Source organism: Methylocaldum sp. RMAD-M (assembly GCF_017832375.1).
In the GTDB taxonomy this organism is placed as follows: domain Bacteria; phylum Pseudomonadota; class Gammaproteobacteria; order Methylococcales; family Methylococcaceae; genus Methylocaldum.
In genome coordinates, this window is the sequence record NZ_JAFIBZ010000007.1 from 33,708 (window position 1) to 54,189 (window position 20,482).

The 20,482-nt window shown below is 61.0% G+C and carries 17 protein-coding genes; 8 read left to right on the forward strand and 9 right to left on the reverse strand.

Going from position 1 to position 20,482, the window contains the following annotated elements; genetic code table 11:
• Positions 1 to 191: 191 nt before the first annotated feature.
• Both JOD69_RS09160 and JOD69_RS09165 read right to left on the reverse strand, forming a co-directional pair.
• Complete coding sequence (locus JOD69_RS09160; RefSeq protein WP_086135623.1) at positions 192 to 608, reverse strand: hypothetical protein; 417 nt, start codon at positions 606 to 608, stop codon at positions 192 to 194.
• A gap of 445 nt (positions 609 to 1,053) precedes the next feature.
• On the reverse strand, positions 1,054 to 4,344 hold the full coding sequence (locus JOD69_RS09165; protein WP_210023904.1) for a VanZ family protein: 3,291 nt from the start codon (positions 4,342 to 4,344) through the stop codon (positions 1,054 to 1,056).
• A 389-nt stretch (positions 4,345 to 4,733) separates the two neighbouring features.
• Here JOD69_RS09165 and JOD69_RS09170 point away from each other — a divergent pair, with 389 nt between their 5' ends.
• Positions 4,734 to 5,057: a hypothetical protein gene (locus JOD69_RS09170; protein ID WP_156881029.1), complete on the forward strand. Its 324-nt coding sequence runs from the start codon at positions 4,734 to 4,736 to the stop codon at positions 5,055 to 5,057.
• A gap of 394 nt (positions 5,058 to 5,451) precedes the next feature.
• Here JOD69_RS09170 and JOD69_RS09175 read toward each other — a convergent pair whose 3' ends face one another.
• The 4 genes from JOD69_RS09175 to JOD69_RS09190 form a co-directional block, all read right to left on the reverse strand.
• Positions 5,452 to 6,534 (reverse strand): dipeptide epimerase, encoded by a 1,083-nt coding sequence (locus tag JOD69_RS09175; RefSeq protein WP_210023905.1) that lies wholly within the window; start codon positions 6,532 to 6,534, stop codon positions 5,452 to 5,454.
• A 223-nt stretch (positions 6,535 to 6,757) separates the two neighbouring features.
• A complete protein-coding gene (locus JOD69_RS09180; RefSeq protein WP_086135592.1) occupies positions 6,758 to 8,863 on the reverse strand; it encodes a TonB-dependent receptor in 2,106 nt (701 codons plus the stop codon).
• A gap of 545 nt (positions 8,864 to 9,408) precedes the next feature.
• Positions 9,409 to 9,552: a hypothetical protein gene (locus tag JOD69_RS09185; protein ID WP_166642553.1), complete on the reverse strand. Its 144-nt coding sequence runs from the start codon at positions 9,550 to 9,552 to the stop codon at positions 9,409 to 9,411.
• 49 nt (positions 9,553 to 9,601) lie between these two features.
• On the reverse strand, positions 9,602 to 9,970 hold the full coding sequence (locus JOD69_RS09190; protein WP_245245533.1) for a hypothetical protein: 369 nt from the start codon (positions 9,968 to 9,970) through the stop codon (positions 9,602 to 9,604).
• A gap of 1,040 nt (positions 9,971 to 11,010) precedes the next feature.
• Here JOD69_RS09190 and JOD69_RS09195 point away from each other — a divergent pair.
• The 7 genes from JOD69_RS09195 to JOD69_RS09225 are packed head-to-tail and all read left to right on the forward strand — an operon-like array spanning position 11,011 to position 17,824.
• On the forward strand, positions 11,011 to 12,237 hold the full coding sequence (locus tag JOD69_RS09195; RefSeq protein WP_210023906.1) for a sialidase family protein: 1,227 nt from the start codon (positions 11,011 to 11,013) through the stop codon (positions 12,235 to 12,237).
• A gap of 2 nt (positions 12,238 to 12,239) precedes the next feature.
• A complete protein-coding gene (locus tag JOD69_RS09200) occupies positions 12,240 to 12,611 on the forward strand; it encodes a copper resistance CopC family protein (protein ID WP_077730115.1) in 372 nt (123 codons plus the stop codon).
• A gap of 13 nt (positions 12,612 to 12,624) precedes the next feature.
• The gene (locus JOD69_RS09205) at positions 12,625 to 13,335 is read left to right on the forward strand and encodes a hypothetical protein (protein WP_077730116.1); all 711 of its coding nucleotides are present in this window, start codon (positions 12,625 to 12,627) and stop codon (positions 13,333 to 13,335) included.
• Entirely contained in the window at positions 13,332 to 15,077 is a 1,746-nt protein-coding gene (locus JOD69_RS09210; RefSeq protein ID WP_086135590.1) for a hypothetical protein, read from the forward strand. Before JOD69_RS09205 ends, JOD69_RS09210 begins: the two co-directional genes overlap by 4 nt.
• Complete coding sequence (locus tag JOD69_RS09215; RefSeq protein ID WP_086135589.1) at positions 15,077 to 15,733, forward strand: ATP-binding cassette domain-containing protein; 657 nt, start codon at positions 15,077 to 15,079, stop codon at positions 15,731 to 15,733. Before JOD69_RS09210 ends, JOD69_RS09215 begins: the two co-directional genes overlap by 1 nt.
• 4 nt (positions 15,734 to 15,737) lie before the next feature.
• The gene (locus JOD69_RS09220; RefSeq protein WP_086135588.1) at positions 15,738 to 16,898 is read left to right on the forward strand and encodes an ABC transporter permease; all 1,161 of its coding nucleotides are present in this window, start codon (positions 15,738 to 15,740) and stop codon (positions 16,896 to 16,898) included.
• A gap of 11 nt (positions 16,899 to 16,909) precedes the next feature.
• Entirely contained in the window at positions 16,910 to 17,824 is a 915-nt protein-coding gene (locus JOD69_RS09225) for a metal ABC transporter substrate-binding protein (protein WP_348529953.1), read from the forward strand.
• A 176-nt stretch (positions 17,825 to 18,000) separates the two neighbouring features.
• Here JOD69_RS09225 and JOD69_RS09230 read toward each other — a convergent pair whose 3' ends face one another.
• The 3 genes from JOD69_RS09230 to soxC form a co-directional block, all read right to left on the reverse strand.
• The gene (locus tag JOD69_RS09230) at positions 18,001 to 18,186 is read right to left on the reverse strand and encodes a hypothetical protein (RefSeq protein ID WP_077730119.1); all 186 of its coding nucleotides are present in this window, start codon (positions 18,184 to 18,186) and stop codon (positions 18,001 to 18,003) included.
• A gap of 335 nt (positions 18,187 to 18,521) precedes the next feature.
• On the reverse strand, positions 18,522 to 19,076 hold the full coding sequence (locus tag JOD69_RS09235) for a cytochrome c (protein ID WP_245245534.1): 555 nt from the start codon (positions 19,074 to 19,076) through the stop codon (positions 18,522 to 18,524).
• The gene (gene soxC, locus JOD69_RS09240) at positions 19,069 to 20,346 is read right to left on the reverse strand and encodes a sulfite dehydrogenase (protein ID WP_077730121.1); all 1,278 of its coding nucleotides are present in this window, start codon (positions 20,344 to 20,346) and stop codon (positions 19,069 to 19,071) included. Before soxC ends, JOD69_RS09235 begins: the two co-directional genes overlap by 8 nt.
• Between the last annotated feature and the right edge of the window lie 136 nt (positions 20,347 to 20,482).

Sequence of the window (20,482 nt, forward strand, 5' to 3'; positions counted from 1 at the left end):
CCGGGACATGAATGCGCATGTCCGCTTTTTCTGCCTTAAAGTAAGCGCGGCATGAATCGGAGCCGAGGACGGGTACGGCGAATCCAATCAGCGCACTCCGTCGGCGTTATTTGTACAGGAAGGCTTTCAGCCGCGCACGGCGGGCTCGGGTCGCCCGCCACCTTTGTCAATCGCTATCCGAGAAGACCGTGCTACGGACAAGGGGGGGCGCTTACAACAGTGCCCACAATTTCTTCGCCCGAGCTTGCGTCGCAGAAACTGTAACTGTTGCCGCCGTTGCCATAAACACGATAGTCATAGGTACCGCCGTTGCCATAGTCGTAACGGACAACCGCGTTTGCTCCAGTGCCCGAGATACTCCAAGTGCCGACTGTTTCGGACGGGTCCACCGGGTCGGAAGGGCCATTCTTGTAATCCACGAGCGTACCGCCGCCGGTACCCTGGTGCTGCTCCTGCCATCGCTCGGCGCCTCGAGTCGCGCAGACCGTCATGCCTGATAACGCCGTTGAAAGCTGGATTTGGTTGAGATTAGGGCCGGTACACGCTGCCATCGCCTCGCCTGCGATGCTGACGAACACGATCACGCCCCGAATGACGATTGATTTCATGGTTTTATCCCCCGGTGAATTGACGCGCAAGCGGTCGTAACTATAGCGGATGAGCCCGGCAAGCTCTATCGATATCTGTAGGAGTCTCCGAAAAAACTCTGCTCTTTCGCCGGGGACCGCTAGCGCACTTTCTACTTCGCTCAGGACAGGCTTATTCCAAATCGCTTTCAATCCGGCATTCATTTTGTAGGATGGGTAGAGCGAAGCGAAACCCATCGATGGTGGGTTAGGCCGCGCGGCCGTAACCCACCGAGCGGCCTCGGATCGGTGGGTTACGCTCCGCTAACCCACCCTACATAATGTCTACTCGAATGCCGAATGGAATTATTCCGGCCTACAAGCGGAGATCGGCAAGCCTGTGCCGACGATCCCGTTTGCCGATCCGTGACGTTCGGGAAGGAGCGAGACTAAAGCGGCCGTTTGCGATGGAAGCAGGGGATTTCAGTTACGGGACTACATCCTGCAAGAATCGCCGCACAGGTCTCCCGGCTTGATTGGCACGCGTCAGCAAGCCGGCACCGAACGCCCCTAGATAGAACAGCATGGATAGCCGTGGGGTATCCATCGTGCTGCCGAGGAGACCCACCGTAAGAAACGCCAGCAGCGCGCCGGGCAGGATCGCCGCATCTAAATCCCCACTTGCCAGGGCCGGTCCGCAAGTTTTTCCGACGCCGAGCAACAGCAGCGCCAAAGCCGCCAGTCCCAACAAGCCTTGGGAAAAATACATCTCCACGGCTTGCTGGTGGATATGCCAGGCCAAGTCCTGATCGGCGACGAACAGCCAGCGGGCGACTCCGTCGCTGAAATCGCCGTTAGCCACCAGTTCGTGTCCTTTCTCGGTCATGAGACTTATGTCGTCCACGTCAAGCGGGGTATCGGAACTCTTGTTGTGCAGCGACAGTTTTACCGGCCGGTAAGGCCAGTTGCCGCTCCCGCCGAGTTTTCCGGGACTCACCTCGACGGTGACCGTTTGCCAGTTGCTTTCGGACGACTCCGGCCGCAGTTCGGGCAAGACACAGTCGAATGAGTAAAGCAGCGCCTTTTCGCAGAGGGGAACACTGAGGAAGCCGCCGCCGGAAGCCTGCCGAATCCGGGCGGAAAGTATGTAATGTTCGCCGGGGGCGACGTCGACGATCTGATCGAGAAAAACCGGCTCGCCGGCACCGAGGCGTAGATAAGGGTTGTCGCCGTCGCGCATGACGGTATAGGTGCCCGGTGCTTTGGTAGTTTCCGCGCCCAATGCGTAGAGAACGGGATATTGCCCGAAACCCATTCCAATGAGTGCTGCCATCGGTCCGTCATCCATTAAACCTAGAGCACGCTTCCAGTGCGCTTCCCGAATGGAGAGATCCTCCGAGATGCGTGCCAGCCGGGATTGCGCGAATCCGCCGGAAAGCACGGGAACGGCGGCGGCAACCGAGGCCGTCAAAAGTCCCGCGAGCGCCAGCCAGCGATGGATCGGAAATTCTTTCCGCTGCCTCAGCATGCTGAACAGTACCGGCACCAGGCCAGCAATGAGGGCGGCGTATCCGCCGCGCGAAAAGGTCACCAGCATGGCATAGCTGACGCCCATGGCGGATGCGACGCCGAATAGCTTCAGCATCCGGTTGGACGTTGCGAGTACCGAAACCACCAGCGCCGGAAAGGCGAAAGCGATGAAGGCCTCGATGTAGGCGCCTCCGGTGTGCATGCTGGCGAAGGTTCCGGTTACGCGAAACACGTTTTCGAAGTCTCCCAGCCCAACGTACACATGGCGTTCCCATAAAACGGCCAACGTCACCATGGCCAAGCCGGCGACCAAGCCATTTCCCATCTGGCGAAGAGCCGCTCCGCTGTTTTCCGGAGGGATGCGCCGTGTGAGGGGTACGAATAGCAGCGCCCACAAGAGTCCCTTGCCGACCATCCAGGCTTCCAGCGGTGAATGGGAGCTGTCGGAGAAATTTCCTTCATTTCCCCAAAGCGGCCACAAGCCGCGCGCGCCGGCAAGCAATCCGCTTACCCACAGCAGCGCGACCGCCCATGACAAACTTCGATTCGGCCAGGGCCGAGGCTTTATCCGGTAAATCCGCAGATAGGTCACGGCGAGTGTGACGAGGACGACCAGGTCGAATTCGTCCAGCATCAATCGGCCGGTCCAGGGACTCAAGTCGAGCGCGGGCAGGAGAGCCGGAACGGCGAAAAGCCATCCGCTGGGATACCGCCACAACAAGGCCGCGTAGCCCGCCAATGCCACGATCAGCCATGGCGTGCCGACGGAATAGGACAATATGCCGACCAGAGCGAGCAGCGCCGCGGCGAAAGCGATCAGCACGCCGAAAGGATGTGGCGTGCCGTAGACCTCGGGATGCGTTGGCGGAGGATGTGCCGGAGGGAACTCTCGATCATGGGTTGTGCTCGGCTGTATCGGCTCGTCACGCTTGCCGGTCAGTACGACTCCGACCCAACGCGCCAGCGCGTAGGTGACCGCGGCACTTGCTGCGGCGATCAGCAGATTGGTGAAATCCGGGTGCTTGGGTGGAACGAAGAGCTTGCCGAATTCGATGGGGAACGCCAGCGCGGCGGCGAAAAACGCCACTTGCAGCATGCTGGGGGTTTTCTCCCCTAGGCTTCGAGTCCGTAAAGCCCACCCGGCGAGACCGATCGGGGCGTACATGGCGGCCTGGGCGAGCACGCTCACCAGGGCGGCCTGTTCGGTAGTGAAATAATGATAATAAAAAGGCATGATCCGGATGCCCGCGAGGCGCGCCATAGCATCGGCAAACGGCAGCCAGGCGGTCGAGAACCAGCCGCCGAGCGCCAGCAGCGCCAGGATATACGGCAACGCGGCGAAGGGTATCGTGGTCTTGATAATCCAGGCCAGGGGCGAGGGGCCATGCCGAAGCAGGATTCGGCCTATCGCGGCACCCGCCACCAGTCCCGCTCCGCGCCATAGTACCGAAAGCCCTTGGCTCACGCCCGACGCGAGCAGCAATTGAAAGGGTTCAAGGATCAGACTCAGCATCGCTCCGATCAAGAAGATGCGGCGGTAACCCATTCCCGGAGCGGCGAGAGCGATGAAGACGCCGAGCGGCGCAATCGCGACAATTTCACTCGCTTGACGCGCCGTGCACCGCAGCCAGCCGTTGCAGCTTCCCGCGATCAGCCACCCCCAATTGTCCGAGCTCAACTTCCATGCAAGTTCTTGGGTTGAGACAACGAAGTCGTAGGGAAACAGGGACAGCAGGAGATACAGAATCAGGTAGGCGATCATCGCTGCATATACCGATGCGCGTCCGCCTTCCGCGAACGCATCCAACAGCCGCGCGATGCGCCATCGTCCCAAGACGAAGAGGGCGATTCCGCCGGCCGAGCCGAGCGTCTCGGCCAAAAGATCGTTCAGCGAGACTGTGCGGGGAGCGAAGAATATCTGGGTGAACTCCACCGCGACCGCGACCGCGAGGCAGAACACGAAGATCGACAGCGCCGTCAGGTGACGCAGTGCCCCGGTCGACCGTATGCCGACGCCCCATGCGCAGCCCAGGAACGACAACGGCACATAGAGCACGATGTTGGCCACCCAGTCGGCCCTCGATTCGATACCCAGGTCCAGATACTGAATGGCGGAGAACTGTTTGACTGCCTCATCGAACGTGTAGGCGCGATACTCGAAAGGCACCAGGCTTCCGTACACAACGAAAACCAGGTAGACCAGGAACGCGAAGAAGGCGTGGCGACGGTCGGCTGTGGGCATGCTCATCGGTCGGATATCAAGCTCGTCAGGTGCTGGAGAAAGGCCGGTGGTAATATTCGGGCAGCAACAGGGGAAACCGTACGCCGCATTTCGTTTTTGTTCAATCGCGATGCGGTCTTTTTCGATTTGCTGACTGTATCAGTGAAAAGCTGCGCCGGTAAGAATCCTTATTCCATGCGACATGCAAGTGAACATTAATCGTAGGGTGGGTTAGCGGAGCGTAACCCACCAATTCGAGGCCGCGCGGCCTAACCCACCATCGATGGGTTTCGCTTCGCTCTACCCATCCTACAAAATGAATGCCTTATCGAAGGCGATTTGGAGTTACTGCGCGTTTTTCGGCGCGGATCGGCCTATGCGAAATTTCGTACAGAGCCCATTGGATCGGAATCGATATGAAAAACACCCAAAAAACCTGGACGCCGCAACGCCTGGCTGAATGGGAGCAAACCCGAGCGCGCGGGAAACGCCGCTTCGTTTGGACTCATGGCGTGCTGCAATGGGGCGGGTTCATGTTTGTCTTTTCTACCGTGGTGTATCAACACCAGGTGTTCGGCGATATCTTCAGCACCCAGGGCAATCTTCCGTTTCGTCTGATGCTGGGCGCCCTGGTTTGGACCTTCGTGGGTTATCTCTACGGCCGGTCGAAGTGGCAGCGCAACGAGCAGGAATATGCGGAACAGACGAAGTCGCGGAACAAGGGAACGTTCGTTTCCTGAATTTCACTCGGGCTTGCCGAGGGCCCGTGGTGGGGTGGGGTGGGTGCGCCCGGACCATCCGCGCAACCCAGCAAGCCAGGCGTGCGCCGTAACCCATCAAAGCGAGCGGCAAGGCCACCGAGCGTTGCTTTCGTGGGTTACGGCGCACTTGAAGCGCAGTGATCAACGGCCGGGCGGTGCGGGAGTGCGCGTAATTCCATTCGGCATTCGAGTGAACACTCATCGTAGGGTGGGTTAGCGGAGCGTAACCCACCGATTCGAGGTCGCTCGGTGGGTTACGGCCTCGCGGCCTAACCCACCCTACGAATTCCCGGTTTCCTGAGCCCGCCGAAAAAGAGCCGTGTCGCTAGGCAGTACGCATTGCGTATCGTTTCAAACTCTGCGCAGAGATTAATCAAAACTTGCATAGCCCTCCCCCATGCCCTGCGGTTTCCGCATCCAGCAAATAATTGGGGCCGGCCGGCTTGCAGCCGCCTTCCACCGGATCGTCTGCGAGCAGCATCGGCGTATCCAGGTCGACCCATTGAAAGCCGCCGAGTCCCGCCGCGAAATGCGCGCTGAAGCCCATGGCCAACCGAGTTTCGACCATGCCGCCGATCATGAGGTCCAGCTCTCCGGCTCGGGCGATGGCCGCGATTTCGAGCGCCCGGACCACGCCGCACTTGACCAGCTTGATGTTGATCACCTGGGCCAGGCGGTCCCGTACGATTCGCAGAGCATCCTCTGGCGTTCGGCAAGATTCGTCGGCGGCCACCGGTACGCCGGCTTCGCGGGCAAGCTTTCCGAGACCGTCCCAATCCTCTCGCGCGACGGGCTGTTCGAGCAGCGCGGGCTCGATGCCGGCGAGGCGAAGTTCCCTTAGCAGCACGAAAACGTCGTCGGACGAATAGCCGGCATTGGCATCGAGAATCAAACGGCTGCTCGGATGCCCGCGCCTGATGGCCAGGAGCCGGCCGATATCGTCGGAGCGATCGAGGCCGATCTTGACCTTGAGGATTTCGAAACCTTCGCCGCGGTATTGCCGGGCCAGAATTTCCGCGTCCTCGGCGGCGCAAATGGGTATGGTGATGTCGGTGGCGAGCCGGATTTGAAACCCGCCGAAAAACCGGAGCAGCGGAATTCCGCAATGGCGCGCCAAGGCATCGATTAGCGCCATCTCGATGCCGGCCCGGACCGACGGGAAGTTCGGGACACGTTCGAGGAGTTCCGCCGAGATCCGCCGCCATTCCCCGGCGTGTCGTCCTCTCAAGCGGCCGGCCTCCTGTTTCAGCGTGTCCAGCGCGATCGCCTGATCCTCGGCCGTCACCGGCGGCAAGGTCGAGGTCTCGCCCCATCCTTCCGATCCATCCGCGAGCGTGACTTGCACCGCGACGTTGCGGACGCGATCGAGTCTCGACGAGGCGATGGTGAACGGTGCGATCAGGGGCACGTCGAGTTTGTGGATATCGACTCGTCTGATTTCGAGGTCTTTGTTCATGGCGTCGTTCGCTGCCTATGTTCGCATTGGGGGCATTATAGGCAGGACTTAGGAAGAATCGCCGTCAAAAGCGCCCCGTCGGACCCGATATGTCGGCAAGGGATTGCCGACCTACGAATTTCTGCCTCGTGTCGAGCCATTATAGGTCAGTAGGTCGGCAACCCCTTGCCGACACACCGGTTTGCCTCTGGATCGATCGGGACGCTTCCGGGTCTCAATTCGTTCAAAAGCTGACCGATGCCGTGACCCGTACCTGCCGCGGCATGACCGGATGTTTGAGAACGCCGTCGACCCCCTCGGGCGGTTCGCCCGGAAGTCGCGAGGTGTAGTAGTAGGCGATATCGTTGCTTTTCGAATCGAACAGGTTGAAGACGTCCACGGCAAGTTTCAGTTGCCGGTATTGATAGCCCGCGCCGAGATTGACCAGGGTCGTGTCGCCCGCGTCGACGCTGCCGTCCTCCGTGAGCGGCACGTGACCGAAGTGGCGCAGCCTCACCGTGGCGAAAAAGTTGTAAGGCAGTTCGGCGACCGCACCGGCGCTGATGACCCGACCCACGGAATTGGGAATGTCGTTGGCGCCGCGCGGCGCGTCCCGATAGCTGGCCGAAGTGAAGGCGAAATCGGCGTCCAGGGTCAGCCAGTCGACCGGCTTGTAGAAATTGGTCCACTCGACTCCGTAGCGTTCGCTTTTGCCGGTGGGCTCGGTGGTGCCGGCATCTCCGGCGAACACCAGTTCCGAGTCGGACTCCAGCCACCACACCGCAAGGGTGGTGTTGAGTCCTTTGACGTACTGACTCCGTATGCCGCCTTCGGCGCCCCGTTGCTTGGCCAGCGGCGGCACGCTGCTTTGCGGAAGCGTGGGGTCGGTGGGGTCGGCTCGCGTGGTCACGCCGCGGGCGTCGTTGGAGTGAAAGCCGTAGCCCAGGTTGACGAAGAATTCGGTATCTTGCCAGGGGCCGAAGATCAGACTGAGCTTGGGGCTGACGATGGAAGCGGTCTCGCTGCCGGAATTTTGCGGGATAAGACGGTCGGCCACGTCGAAGAAAAAGGTGTCGCTTCTGAGCCCGGCCACGGTGCGGAATTTCGGTAGCCAGTGGGTCTGGTTGCTGAAGTAGAACGAGAGGCTGGTTTCGTCCACATCGCCCCGGCTGACCGACCCGATGGTGCGGCGCCGTTCGGTACGGTTCAGGGTCAGGTCCATGATGGCATCGTGCCGGACCTGGAAACCCAGCGTGTTGTCCATATCCAAGCCGAACCACCGGTTGAACCAGGTCTGCTCTCCGCTGCCGCCCACGATCACGCGCCGTTCCTTCTGGCCGATTTGATCGCCGTGGACGGGGTCGTCGAGAAAACCGGTGAAATTGGAGAACAGGGCGACGTCGTAGTAAGCCGCGTACACGTTAAGCTGATTCTTGTACGAATCGCCGCGGCTCCAGAACTCGCCGGACAGGCTGTAGCGGTCGGTCTTGCCGGCATCGCTGGGGTCCATTGTTCCGTAAAGATCGATTTGCCCGGATTGCACGGCGCGTTCCGGGATCTGATTGGTGGCGTTCCATTGGGCGCGATAGGCCTTGCCGTGCAGCGCCAGTCCCCAATCTTCACGGTCGATGGTATAGCGCAGCATGCCGTTGAACTTGTCGAGTTCTTCCGGCCGCTTCCAGGGACCGTCATTGAAGTTGACTTCGGCGGCGTAGAGGAGATCGCCCGTTCCCAGCGCGTTCGAGTTCGCCGCCACGACGCGGTAATAGTCGTATTCGCCGCCGGTGAACTTCACGAATCCTTGCGGCAGCCGGTGCAGGGTGTGCATGCGCGCATAGCCAGCGGAGGAAAAATCGCCCACGTCGGCGTAGTAAGGCCCCTTGCCGTATTCCACCCGGTCCACCAGTTCCGGAATGATGCCGTTCAGATCCAGATAACCCTGCCCGTGAGCGTGGGTGGGCAGGTTCATGGGGACGCCGTCCACGGTGACGCTGAAGTCGGTGCCATGGTCCAGGTTGAAGCCGCGCAGGAAATACTGGTTCGCTTTGCCGGTGCCGCTGTGCTGGGTGGCGAGGGCGCCCGGCACCACTTCCACCAGTTCGCCGACGCGGGACAGCGGGCGGTATTTGAATTCCGGCTGTCCTACCACGCCTTGCGACGCGGAATTGGCGGCCCCCAAAAGATCGGTGGCGCGGCCCTGGACCTCCACGGTATCCAAAACAAGTAGAGAGGATGGATCTTCCTCTTCGGGTTGGGGATGGGGTAGCACGGGTTCGGCCAGCGTGCCCAGCGCGATACCGAGTCCCCAGCCAACTATTGAATGAATGGAAAAATGGAGTCGGGTTTTCATGGGCTCAGAATAATATTTCAAGAATGACAGCAACCACCGTGCCGAACGGAATCGTTCAGGGACTCAAGAACGGGAATCGTCGGTATGCTGCGAATTCCGACCGCTGAAGCTTCGGCTTCCGTCCCGCGAAACCTAGCCGAGGGATCAAATCTCGATGTAAACAATCCGGTATTTTTCGAGGAGTGCCTGCAAGTGTGTGCGGCCGTCGCGCCGCGTTATGGCGAAGTGTCCAGATGTTTGTGCGGGAGCGGACCCGGTTGTTAATCAGGCCCGTAAATACCCTCCTGGTATTTCGGGCCGCCGCCCAGGCCCGGTACACGCCCGGCCTGGGCTCACGCGGCTTGTCGCCGCGCCGGGGCATCCCTGCCCCGGATTAACCCGGCCTATATTTATAGGCCGGGTTAATAAAGCCGCCTCCTTAAAAAATCATTCAGTAGCTTATACATCCCTAGAAGCTGGACGAGGTGATGGGGTGCACCGTACGCGCTATCGTGGAAGAAAACGCGCACAGCTACCCCAATCATCCAATCCTCCCCGAAACCGCTCTAGCGGGATAGTTCGCCCAAAGGCGCCGCGTGCTGCTCCGGCTTCTTGGGCCCCGGCGTATTGCCGAACGGGCCTTCCTTGCCGCATCCCGCCAAGATCAAACCGATCGAAATGACGATCGCCAAGTGCTTGCTCATGTCCATGCTGGTCTCCTATCGCATGCTTCGGGTGTGTGGTTGGCCTGCATAATCGCTAGAGCTTTCCTTCTTTCTTATAGTATTCGACCTCGTCGTTGATCAATTTGACGACTTCTTCCAGCGTCGTAACGGCAGTCGTAGGTTGCCCTCCGTTTTCCAGATCGGCAATCACCGCTTTCAATCGGCTGCTGGAATTCTGCATGGGCATCGTGCTTTTTTCCTTATAAGAAGCCACCGCCAATTTGCGCGCCTGTTTGGCGCTGTCCAAAGCCGCATCCTTGTTGCCCTGCTTGGCCGCGTCCAAAGCCGATTGGCTGGCTTTCTGCACTTCCACCAGATTCGGCGGCGGATCGGCATAACGCCCGCCAGCAATGCTGACGCCCGCGCTCAGGCTGAGAAACAGGGCCAAGATAATACGCATCATCGAATTGCCTCTCATGTAATGCTCCTTGTATCGATACGATTAAAAAATAGCCCGCGACCGCGGTGAATTCTCGGTGGTCCGTAACACCGAAAAAGCGTCGCGGGCGGCATGAATATCAGAGGGAGAACGTGCCCCGCATTCAGCCGCCATATATAAGGCAAGTTATGTGCCTTGGTATGTCGCTGCGTCAAATGACGATTCAGTGCTGGAGTGGTCTGTATTGACGGTGCTGTCTAAGAATGGCTTGCCGTCTCTGTAACGAACGGAAAATTAAGGTTTTAATGCCGAAATAAAAGACGTAACAGGAAATTCTATTATGGGAAATGACGCATTATCTAATGAAATACTGTTGGATATCACAGGACTATTATGCGCGCCTATCATGCCGCTTATTAGAGATCTTACGAGGACTATGCGAAACCCCATAATGTGCTGTGTGAAAAAACATAAATGGCAGGTAAAGGTCGGGCCGAGATGAGAATATTTTTCGAGCGGTATTATGTATATCACTCGAGGCAACAGGTTTTTAATATGTATCAAATATGTTGCAGTAATCGAAAGGAGATGCCAATAAACCTACTTCTATTTGCTGTTATCCGATCCGCGATTTCCCCCAATACCTCTGTCATTTCCCTTATACCTAATACCTAACTTATTTATAAGCGATTGTTTTTAAGCCGATATCCTGCTGGCACAGGAATTGATTGGTATTTTGGCGTTTGCACATCCTGGGTGTGCCGCAATGCCGTTAAGTTAAGGCGAAGGACGTCACCCCGGCAGGGAAGGGGCCGACTAAAGGCCCGTTTGCGATTGGAATGCCGGGGTCCAGAAGCCATGGATGGCAGAGGCGTGTCACTTCCCTGTGCTCTGGATTCCGGCACAAATTCGCAAGGAGCGAATTTGGACGTGCTAAGCACGGTCCGAAGGACGAGCCCCAGGGAAGGGGCGAGCAATCCCTGCCGGAATGACGCCTTAACTTAACGGCATTGGGGTGTGTCGCCCGTTGGGACGTTGGAACCATCATTTTCACGGATATGAATGTGCTTATCATTGACCGATCGAATCCGGCCTTTCGGACGCCGCTGTCCATGGGGATCGTATTGCTCGGCTGTCTCGCGGCCGCGTCGGCCGAGGCGATCGCAGAACGGCAACTTCTTGTGGCCGTCGCCGGTTTGGCCGAAACGAGGAGCTTGGACCTGGTCGTGGAGCAGAGGACGATACACGGGCTATTGGCTGGACGTTTCGGCGAGCGCGACCGGGTGGCTTACCTGGGGTCGGCGGATGGCGGGAAAACCTGGAGCGAGCCCAGGTTTCTCGACGGGAGCGGAGAGGCCCCCGTGATTTCCCGGCGCGGCAACGATGCCCGCCTGGCTGTGTACGGCCGGCGCATCGTCGCCGTCTGGCAGGCGCGGGGCGAACTGCCGGGCACGGGACCCTTGATCGTCGCCGCTTCGGAGGATGGAGGGCGGACTTGGCGCCGTGGCCAGAATCCGGCCGCTGGCGACCCTCTGAACAATCAAAGCTATCCGGCGCTCACCGTCGGCGGGGATGGACGCTTTCACCTCGTCTGGCTCGACGACCGCGAGGAAAACGGCAACACCCAGGGTCTCCGCTACGCAGCATCTCGGGACGGCCTCAACTGGAGCAGCCGGACTACCCTGGATCCGGCGGTCTGCACCTGCTGCTGGACTCGGATCGGCGCACTTCCGGATCGCAGCGTGGCGGTGCTGTACCGGGACGCCGATCCGCACGACATGCGCCTCCTTCGCGGCCCGTTGAACGGCGGCGGTTGGCTCGATCTCGGACCGGTGGGGATCGCCGGCTGGAATTTCACCGGCTGTCCTCATTGCGGAGGCGGGCTGGCCATAACCGGAACCGGCGGGCAAACCGTATTGCACAGCGTCGCCTGGACCGGAAAGGAAGAATCGCCCGGGCTCTTCTACTCGCGATCCTCCGATCTTGGAAAACACTGGGAGCCGCCTTTTCTGCTGGGCGACGGGCAAAGCCGGGAAAGCGACATTGCAGCGCTGTCCGCGTCCGATCTGGCCATCGTGTTCAGCCGAGCCGGCGCCGAGGGCGCCGCCGTGTACCTGGTCAGGTCCAGGGATGGCGGTAGGCATTGGTCGGTCCCGGTTGCCCTGACGCCGCCGGATGCCAACGCCGATCACCCCCGAATCGTGGCGACGCCCTGGGGGTTCAGGGCGTTTTGGACAATGGCGCGGCCCGGCGGCGGCAAGGCTTTGGCGATGGCCATTCTCTCCCTATGACGATGAACACCCTAAGACGGCACTTATTACTGATTCTGGCAGGATCGGCACTGGCCAGTCCCGAGCTTGCGGCGCACGCGATTCTGGTGAAGGCCGTACCCGACCGTGAAGCGGTCGTTTCCGAAGCTCCCTCGGAGGTGCTGTTGACCTTCAACGAAGGGGTGGGCGACGCATTCCTGGCAGTCGCGGTCATCGACGCCAACGGCAAGCGGGTGGACAAGCATGATGCCCGGCTGGACTTCACCGACCGTTCGCGGCTGCGGGCATCGGTGGAAAATCTGGCGCCCGGCCGGTACATGGTGCGCTACCGGGTGCTGTCCGCGGACGGTCACGTCGTGAGCGGCAAGTATTTCTTTCAGCTTCAAGCCAAGTAAGGAGGGCTTTCCGATGATTCTCCACGAGCCGGGTTTCTTTCGGCGTCTCGCGAACCGCGCGGCCGTTGCCGCGCTCGTCCTGGCGGCGGGCGCCGCATCCGCCGCCGGCATTCCGCGCGACAGTTCCAACGGTCGCCAGATGTATCAGGGCGCGTCGATGAGCTGTTTGGTGGCCAACGACTTCTACGCCGTGCACTTCACCGCTCTGCAGGAAGGGCGTCATGAAGGGGAGCAAACCGATTTCGTCAAGTACTGCCAGGAAGTCCCGCGGCCCGGCAAGACCTATCTGACCCTCGACCTGCTCGACCGCGATGTTCGCAACATGCCTGTCAGCCTGCGTGTGGTCGAGGAGGAGTTCGGCGATGACGGTCGACTTCCGAAGGAAAAACGTACCCTGGCGGAAACGCCGGCTGCGGTCTACCGGAACGGTACGGCGGAAATTCACACCGACATCACGGAACCCGGCCATTATGCCGTGATCGCCGTGTTCGGCGAAAACGACGGCTTCGTCAGCGAGGACGATCGGCTGAGGGTGCCGTTCAGCGTCGGCATCGCCATTCCGAACCCGTCCAACCGTTGGCCCGGCGCCTTGTTCGCCCTGATCGTCGCCATTGTTCTGTCGGTCGTATGCTGGCGCGTCTATCGGGGAATAAGGCCCAAGCTTCCGGTCCGCGCGGCGAATGATGACGCCGAACGGCCGGCGCCGGCGCGCCAGATTCCATGAAAGCACCGGCCGTTCGACCCGTTTGCGGCCGATGCGCACACGGCAGCGGCATTCTGGCGATGCTCCTGCTGTTCGGTTCGGCGTGGCCGACTCGGGCGGATTGGGCGGAGTTCGGCAGTTACGCGGCTCTCGCCGAAGTCGCCGTCGAAGCTGACTCGATCACGGTCAACCTGCGCCTTCGGGAAATCGGTTTGCCCCGGTTGCGCTCGCTGCTCGGCCGTGCGGACGATACTCCCGCTTCGGAGCTTGCGGGGCAACTTCTGCGCATCGCGGCGGATCGGCAGTCGCTCCCGGAAGCGAAACCCATGTCCGTGGCGAGGGTCGATTCATCGAAAGACCGGCGCACGGCGGAGGCATATTACGAGGCCGATCTCAATTATCCCCTGGCCCGGCGGCCGAGGGCCTTGAATCTGCTGCCCCCGGAGCGCGCCGGCAAGGACTTGGGTCTGATCGTTCTGCACCGGGGCGTGCCCGTGGCCGATCTAGCGCCCTTGTCGAAACCGGCCCGCCTGCAATTGGACTGGAACGATCCGTGGCGGTCCCGATTCGATGATGCTGAAATGGCGCGCCGCCACAGCGAACCGCGCTCCTTCGTCTATGTCGAGCCTTACGAAGTGCGGCACGAATTGCTGCTGAGGCTGTGCGATCTTCTGCCGCGGCTGAACTTTGCGCCCGTGAATCCGCACCGCATCGAAGGCGCGGAGCGGGAAAGGCTGAAACAGGCGATCGGCGACCTGCTGCTGCATCGCAATTCGCTGCGCCTGGACGGTGAGGCGGCGACGCCCCGGCTGGACCGGGTCGAGTTCATGCGTTACGGGCGCGGCGGCGTGGAGACCGTTGCGGACGGCGAGCCCGTCGACAGCGCTACCGCCGTGGTGGGAGCGATTCTGGTCTATCTGACCGAGCGTCCCGCTGAGGCCGTAGAGCTGACCTGGGAGCTGTTCGACGCCGTCGGGGCATCGCGGCCGGTCAGCCTGCAACTGAACGACGAAACTTTCGAAGCCGAGATGACGCGGCGCGATCCGGTCTTCCGCTGGTCGGTGGAGGAAGCGCTGAAAAATCCCGCTGTGCCGGAAGCCGCCTCGATGATCCAACAACCCTTGGCGGTGGCATCCGCTCCCGGCACCGTATTACTCCGCACTGCCGGCATTGCCCTCGCGGCAGCCGTCGGATGGCGCTGGCGACGGCGCCGGTTTTTGCCGCCGGGCACCGGCGCCCAACTGGGCGTGACCCTGGCCGTGGCCGGGTGCGTCGCCTTTTACCCGGAGATCGCGCACTTTCCCGCCCATGCCGGGAGCACGATCCCGGCGCTTCTCGGGGAGGAGACGATGAAAACCGAGCTGCGGGCCCTGCTGCATAATGTTTATCGGGCCTTTCAATTGCCGGAAGAGGAAGCGGCATACGACCGCCTGGCCATGAGCCTGTCGGGGGAGCTTCTGGACGACATTTATCTTCGCCAGCGCCGGGCTCTGTTGCAGCGGGGCAAGAGATTCGGCGGCGACGGTCGGGTCGAGCGGGTCGAGATTCTCTCCAGCGAAATCCAATCGGTGGACCCGAAATCCGGACGCTGCACGGTCGCCGCCCGCTGGATCGCCCACGGCGCGGTGTCGCATTGGGGCCATTCCCACCCGCGGACTACGCTTTACGCGGCGCGGCTGGTCCTGCGCCAGGCGGAAGATGGCCGCCTGAAGATCACGGACCTCGAATTTATCGAAGGGCGCAGGACGGACCCGGCGACGTAATGATCCAAATCGAAGACCTCGAATTTAGCTACCCGGGCGCCGAATTCCGCCTCGCCGTTCCCGAGCTCCGGATTTCCCACGGCGAGAAAATCGCCTTGATCGGGGCCAGCGGGGCGGGCAAGACGACCCTGCTGAAGCTGATGGCCGGCATCGCGGTCCCGCAGTCCGGGAACGTCCGCGTGGATGGCGTGCCTATGCGCGAGCTCACCGACCGTCAGCGGCGCAACTTCCGTGTTTCGCGCATCGGCTTCGTGTTCCAGGAACTGGAACTCCTCGAATATTTGAACGTACTCGACAACATCGTGCATACCTACCGGATCAATAGGGTTCTCAAGCTCAATGGGCGAGTGAGGGAGCGAGCGGCGGAACTGGCCGAGGCGGCGGGTTTGATGGGCAAGCTAAAGCGGATGCCGCGGGAACTTTCGCAAGGCGAACGGCAGCGGGTCGCGGTATGCCGGGCGCTGTTGCCGGAGCCGGGGCTGATCCTGGCGGACGAGGCGACCGGCAGTCTCGATCCGGGCAACAAGAGTTGGATTCTCGGCCTTTTGTTCCGGATGACAGAGCGCAACGGCGCGACGCTGGCGGCGGTCACGCACGACCACGAACTCCTGCCGCGCTTCGATCGGGTAATCGATCTGAGCGCTTTTCGCCGCTGACCGGATGCAGCACGATTTTTATCTCGCCTGGCGCTATCTTCGCCACAACAAGATCCGCAGCCTGATTCTGGCCGCTTGTCTGGCCATGATCACGGCGCTGCCTCAGGCTCTGCACCGCCTCCTGGACGAGGCCGAGCGCTGGATGTCGGCGCGCGCCGAAGCTACGCCCCTGTTGGTGGGGGCCCAAGGCAGCGCGGCGGACCTGGTGCTGAACGCTCTTTATTTCACCGACGCTCCGGCGTTCATCAGCATGGGCGAGGCCGACCGTATCGTGGCCACCAGCTGGGCCGATCCGCTGCCGGTTTACGCCCGGTTCCGGGTTCGCGGCCTGCCCCTGGTGGGCGTCACGACGGACTACTTCGTATTCCGCGGCTTGGCCCCGGCGGAAGGCGTTCTTCCGGCCCTGCTGGGGGATTGCGTGCTGGGGGCCGAAGCCGCCGAGCGTCTGAAACTCGCACCGGGGGACGTTCTTCCGACAACGCCGGAAAACGTTTTCAACCTGGCCGGCGTCCATCCGCTCAAGTTGAAAGTGGTCGGCATCCTGGCGAAATCCCGCGCTCCCGACGACCGGGCCGTGTTCGTGGATCTTCAGACGGCCTGGGTGATCGAGGGATTGGGGCACGGCCATGAGACCGGGCCGGGGGCGGGCAGGGCGGATGCGGCGTTCGCGCCGTTATCGGGCGATGTCTCGGCCTACACCGAAATCACCCCGGACAACCTGGCATCCTTCCACTTTCACGGCGATCCGGCCGACTTTCCCATCAGCGCGGTGATCGCGGTTCCGCGCGACGTGCGTTCGGCCGCCCTGCTGCGTGGACGCTATCCGGACAGCGAAGCCAAGACGCAAATCGTCCGTCCCTTGGACGTGACCCGTAGCCTGCTGCAAAACATCTTCCGCATCGGCGCGCTGTTCGATGCCATTCTTCTGCCATTGGGCGCTGCCGCGCTGCTCATGGTCGCGCTGGTCTTCGCGCTGTCGCTCCGACTGCGGCAGCGCGAAATCGAGACCATCCATCTGATCGGCTGTTCGCCGCTGACCGTGGTCCGGCTGATGGCCGCGGAAATCGCGCTCATCGCGCTGGGCGCCGGAACCCTCGGCTTGGTTCTGGTGCAAGCGGTCCGTGCCGGTGCAGCCGAATTCGTCCGCCATTTCGTTATCGCCTGAGGGAGTTATCCGTGTTTATCTCTTTTTCATGGCGCCGAGTAGCGCCGTACGTGCTGTTTTTAACCGTCGCGGCGACTACCGGTCAGGCGAGCGCCGCCGGCTCACCCGGATTGAAGATCGTCGCCGCAAACTATCCTCTGGCCTATTTCGCCGAGCGGCTGGCGGGCGCCAGGGCGCGTGTGGTTCTTCCGGTTCCGACCGGCGCCGATCCGGCGTTTTGGCAACCCAGCGCCGAAACGGTGGGCGAAATGCAGAAAGCGGACCTGATTCTCCTCAACGGTGCCGGTTACGAAAAATGGCTGCCTCAAGTAAGCCTGCCGCGCCTCAGGCTGGCGAACACATCCCTGGCGTTCCGGAACGCTTATCTCCGGATCGAGAACGCCGTCGTCCATAGCCACGGACCCGGTGGCCGACACGCCCACGAAGGTTCAGCCTTCACTACCTGGCTGGATTTCGATCAGGCCGGAAAGCAGGCGCAGGCCGTCGCCGATGCGATCGTCCGAAAGCGGCCGGAATGGAAGAGCGTAGTGACTGGAAACCTGAAGCCGCTGCTGGATGACCTTGCCGGCTTGGATGCCGAAATGAAACAAACGGTTGCCGCCGATTTCCGCCGGCCGCTGCTTGCCTCCCACCCTGTCTATCAGTACCTGGCCCGCCGCTACGGTCTGAATCTGAAAAGCGTTCACTGGGAGCCCGACGAAATGCCGCCCGCCGCGGAGTGGAGCGCCTTGCGGGACCTGCGGGCGAACCATTCGGCGCGCTGGATGATCTGGGAAGCCCAACCCGCTCGGGAGATTGCCGCGAAGCTGAAGACCATGGGTATCGAAAGCGTCGTGTTCGACCCCTGCGCCAATCGACCGGAAGACGGTGATTTTCTGACGGTGATGAAGCGAAACATGGAGGAATTGAAGACGGCGTACCGGTGAAAAAGAGGGCGGACTTTACGAAACTGAGCACAGTCACGACGATTCGGCGTCGTCGCGGCTTCCGGTACAAGGCTGTAACGGAGAAAAAGGATTGCTGTCGGGAATCGGCGTCATAATAGTCCGGCTCTAAAATCCTTCTGCCGGATTCTTCGGCACCATCGGCGGTCCGAATGGCGCTACCGATGCGCCTTGTGCATTCGATATTTTTGCCGATATCGCTTCGACAACCGTTGCCCGTGCTCCTCACACAAGAAACGGTGTTCGCCGGTGAGTCCGGGTACGTTCATGGGCTTTCTGAGATCATAAACCGCCGGCTTGCGGCATTGCTCGCCGACCCAGCACAAAGGGCTATGGTTATGCATGCGTCCTTTCCTCTTCTGACGAGACCAAGGAGGTAATCATGCAAAAACAGGACCATTGCCATCTATGCGAGGGGCTGGATCGGCTTATTCCGTTCGGCATTCGAGTGAACATTATGTAGGGTGGGTTAGCGGAGCGTAACCCACCGATCCGAGACTGCTCAGTGGGTTACGGCCGCGCGGCCTAACCCACCATCGATGGGTTTCGCTTCGCTCTACCCATCCTACAAAATGAATTCCTGATTGAAGGCGATTTGGAATTACAACCTATCCAAGCAGGCCTTGAAACTCTTCGACAAGCTCGGTGCGAGCCCTAGCCTCAAGCGCCGAGAGAGTTTTTATTCCGCTTTTTCGCCCGGCCAAACCTGCACGAAACCATCCCGATTCGGCATCACGACCCGAGGCAATGTTCCCGCATTCATTTCCGCCCGTTCGTCGATAATACCGTTAATATGCAAAAGGTAAGCCGTGACCGCGTAAACCTGGTCCTCGCTTAGACTGCGGGGTGCGTCCAAGGGCATCGAGCGGCGGATGAAATCGAACAGAGTGGTTGCGTAAGGCCAATAAGTGCCGACGTTTTTGTCCGGATGAGGGCCGGTCAAAGAGCCGCCTCCGGCCAGTTCGCCAGCACTTCCGCCCATGCCTTTGGGCCCGTGGCAGGATACGCACTTCATGTCGAAGATGGCTTTGCCTTCGAGAGCCGTGCCTTTGCCTGGCGGAAGACCGGCGCCGTCGGGGAAGACGTTGATGTCCTGAGCCGCGATCTCACCGGGCGACGCGGGACGGCCCAGCTTGGGGCTTTCCGGCGCGGCGGCGACCGCGGCATTCATGCCGAACAAAAGTAGTGCCGGGGCCAACCACCGTGGCCCGCTTCGGTTACGATCGTTACGCATAGACATGGCTCACAGTGCCATCGGCGGCCACGGCCCAACTGACGATGGCGTTATAGTGGAAATAACCGTGCCGCCCGCGTTCTGCAATGAGCGCCCGGCGCTCCGGCTGGACATAGCCGGTTTCGTCCACGGCGCGGCTTTTGAGCACCAGGGGAGAGCCGTCCCAGCGCCACGGCAGGCGGAAACGGGTAAAACATTGCGGCAAAACCGGTTCCTGCAGCGCCGCTTCCGCCCAACTGCGTCCGCCGTCGGCCGAGATGTCGACCCGCTTGATCCGGCCCCGGCCGCTCCAGGCCAAGCCGCTGATCCGGTAAAGGCCTGGACCTCGTAGATGCTGGCCGGGCGAGGGAAAGGTGATGATCGACTTCGCATCCATGACGAACGTGAATTGCCGCGCCTTGCCGGAAGGCAGCAATTCGGTGTACTTGGCGGTTTCGTTGCGGGCCATCACCGGCTGATTCGCCGCCTGCAAGCGGCGCAGCCATTTGACGCTGAGAACCGCTTCCCATCCCGGCAGTATCAGTCGCAACGGGTAACCGTTCTCCGGGCGCAAGCGTTCGCCGTTCTGATAAAGCGCGAGAATCGCGTCATCCATGGCTTTTTCGACCGGAATGCTGATGTTCATCGCGGCGGCGTCCGCGCCTTCGGCGATGAGCCAGCGGGCGTCGGGCCGCAGGCCGGCCTCGTCCAGGATGACGGCGAGCGGAACGCCGGTCCACTCGCTGCACGAGGCCAGACCATGAAAATAGCCGACGGGCGTCTGTATGGGCTCCTCGTGCCAGCCGGCATTGCTGTTGCCCCCGCATTCGACGAAGCAGAGGCGGGAGACCATCGGGTAGCGCAACAGGTCTTCGATGCCGAAAGACAGCGGATTTTCGACCAGCCCGTGAATCAATAGGCGATGTTGGTGCGGATCGATCTGCGGCACGCCATTATGGTGCCGTTCGAAATGAAGACCGTTGGGCGTGACGATGCCTTCGAGTTTATGCAGAGGGGTCCAGGAAATGCCATTGCCCGGCGCGCCGGAATTGGCCGAGATCCAGCGTATGGCCTCTTTTTCGTGAGGCGAGGGGCGGCCGTAATTGGTGAAAGGTTCGCCCGGCGTCTTCATCCAAGGCGGTTCTTCGGCCAGACCTTGGCGCATGTGCCCGACGAGTGCGGCGCCGGCGCCGAACGCCAGTCCTTTTTTCAGAAACAGCCTGCGGTCCAGCAAACCGCCACCCGCCACGGGCTGCAACAGCCCCGGCTCGCGTGCCTCTTGGTCGCTCATTGCGCATCCTTTTTCGGAAGAAATCGGCTGTCGATCTTACTCCGATCGGGAGGCGCAAAGCACCACGGTTTTTCGTGGCCGCCGATCTCCGGACGCCATGTTGTCGTCGTCGGCCACGATAAGAAATTTCGCCTTT

Excerpts from the sequence above, each read along its gene's own strand:
- JOD69_RS09160 (WP_086135623.1), bottom strand. The coding sequence starts at position 608 with ATGAAATCAATCGTCATTCGGGGCGTGATCGTGTTCGTCAGCATCGCA.
- JOD69_RS09165 (WP_210023904.1), bottom strand. The coding sequence starts at position 4,344 with ATGAGCATGCCCACAGCCGACCGTCGCCACGCCTTCTTCGCGTTCCTG.
- JOD69_RS09170 (WP_156881029.1), top strand. The coding sequence starts at position 4,734 with ATGAAAAACACCCAAAAAACCTGGACGCCGCAACGCCTGGCTGAATGG.
- JOD69_RS09175 (WP_210023905.1), bottom strand. The coding sequence starts at position 6,534 with ATGAACAAAGACCTCGAAATCAGACGAGTCGATATCCACAAACTCGAC.
- JOD69_RS09180 (WP_086135592.1), bottom strand. The coding sequence starts at position 8,863 with ATGAAAACCCGACTCCATTTTTCCATTCATTCAATAGTTGGCTGGGGA.
- JOD69_RS09185 (WP_166642553.1), bottom strand. The coding sequence starts at position 9,552 with ATGGACATGAGCAAGCACTTGGCGATCGTCATTTCGATCGGTTTGATC.
- JOD69_RS09190 (WP_245245533.1), bottom strand. The coding sequence starts at position 9,970 with ATGATGCGTATTATCTTGGCCCTGTTTCTCAGCCTGAGCGCGGGCGTC.
- JOD69_RS09200 (WP_077730115.1), top strand. The coding sequence starts at position 12,240 with ATGAACACCCTAAGACGGCACTTATTACTGATTCTGGCAGGATCGGCA.
- JOD69_RS09205 (WP_077730116.1), top strand. The coding sequence starts at position 12,625 with ATGATTCTCCACGAGCCGGGTTTCTTTCGGCGTCTCGCGAACCGCGCG.
- JOD69_RS09210 (WP_086135590.1), top strand. The coding sequence starts at position 13,332 with ATGAAAGCACCGGCCGTTCGACCCGTTTGCGGCCGATGCGCACACGGC.
- JOD69_RS09215 (WP_086135589.1), top strand. The coding sequence starts at position 15,077 with ATGATCCAAATCGAAGACCTCGAATTTAGCTACCCGGGCGCCGAATTC.
- JOD69_RS09220 (WP_086135588.1), top strand. The coding sequence starts at position 15,738 with ATGCAGCACGATTTTTATCTCGCCTGGCGCTATCTTCGCCACAACAAG.
- JOD69_RS09230 (WP_077730119.1), bottom strand. The coding sequence starts at position 18,186 with ATGCATAACCATAGCCCTTTGTGCTGGGTCGGCGAGCAATGCCGCAAG.
- JOD69_RS09235 (WP_245245534.1), bottom strand. The coding sequence starts at position 19,076 with ATGCGTAACGATCGTAACCGAAGCGGGCCACGGTGGTTGGCCCCGGCA.
- soxC (WP_077730121.1), bottom strand. The coding sequence starts at position 20,346 with ATGAGCGACCAAGAGGCACGCGAGCCGGGGCTGTTGCAGCCCGTGGCG.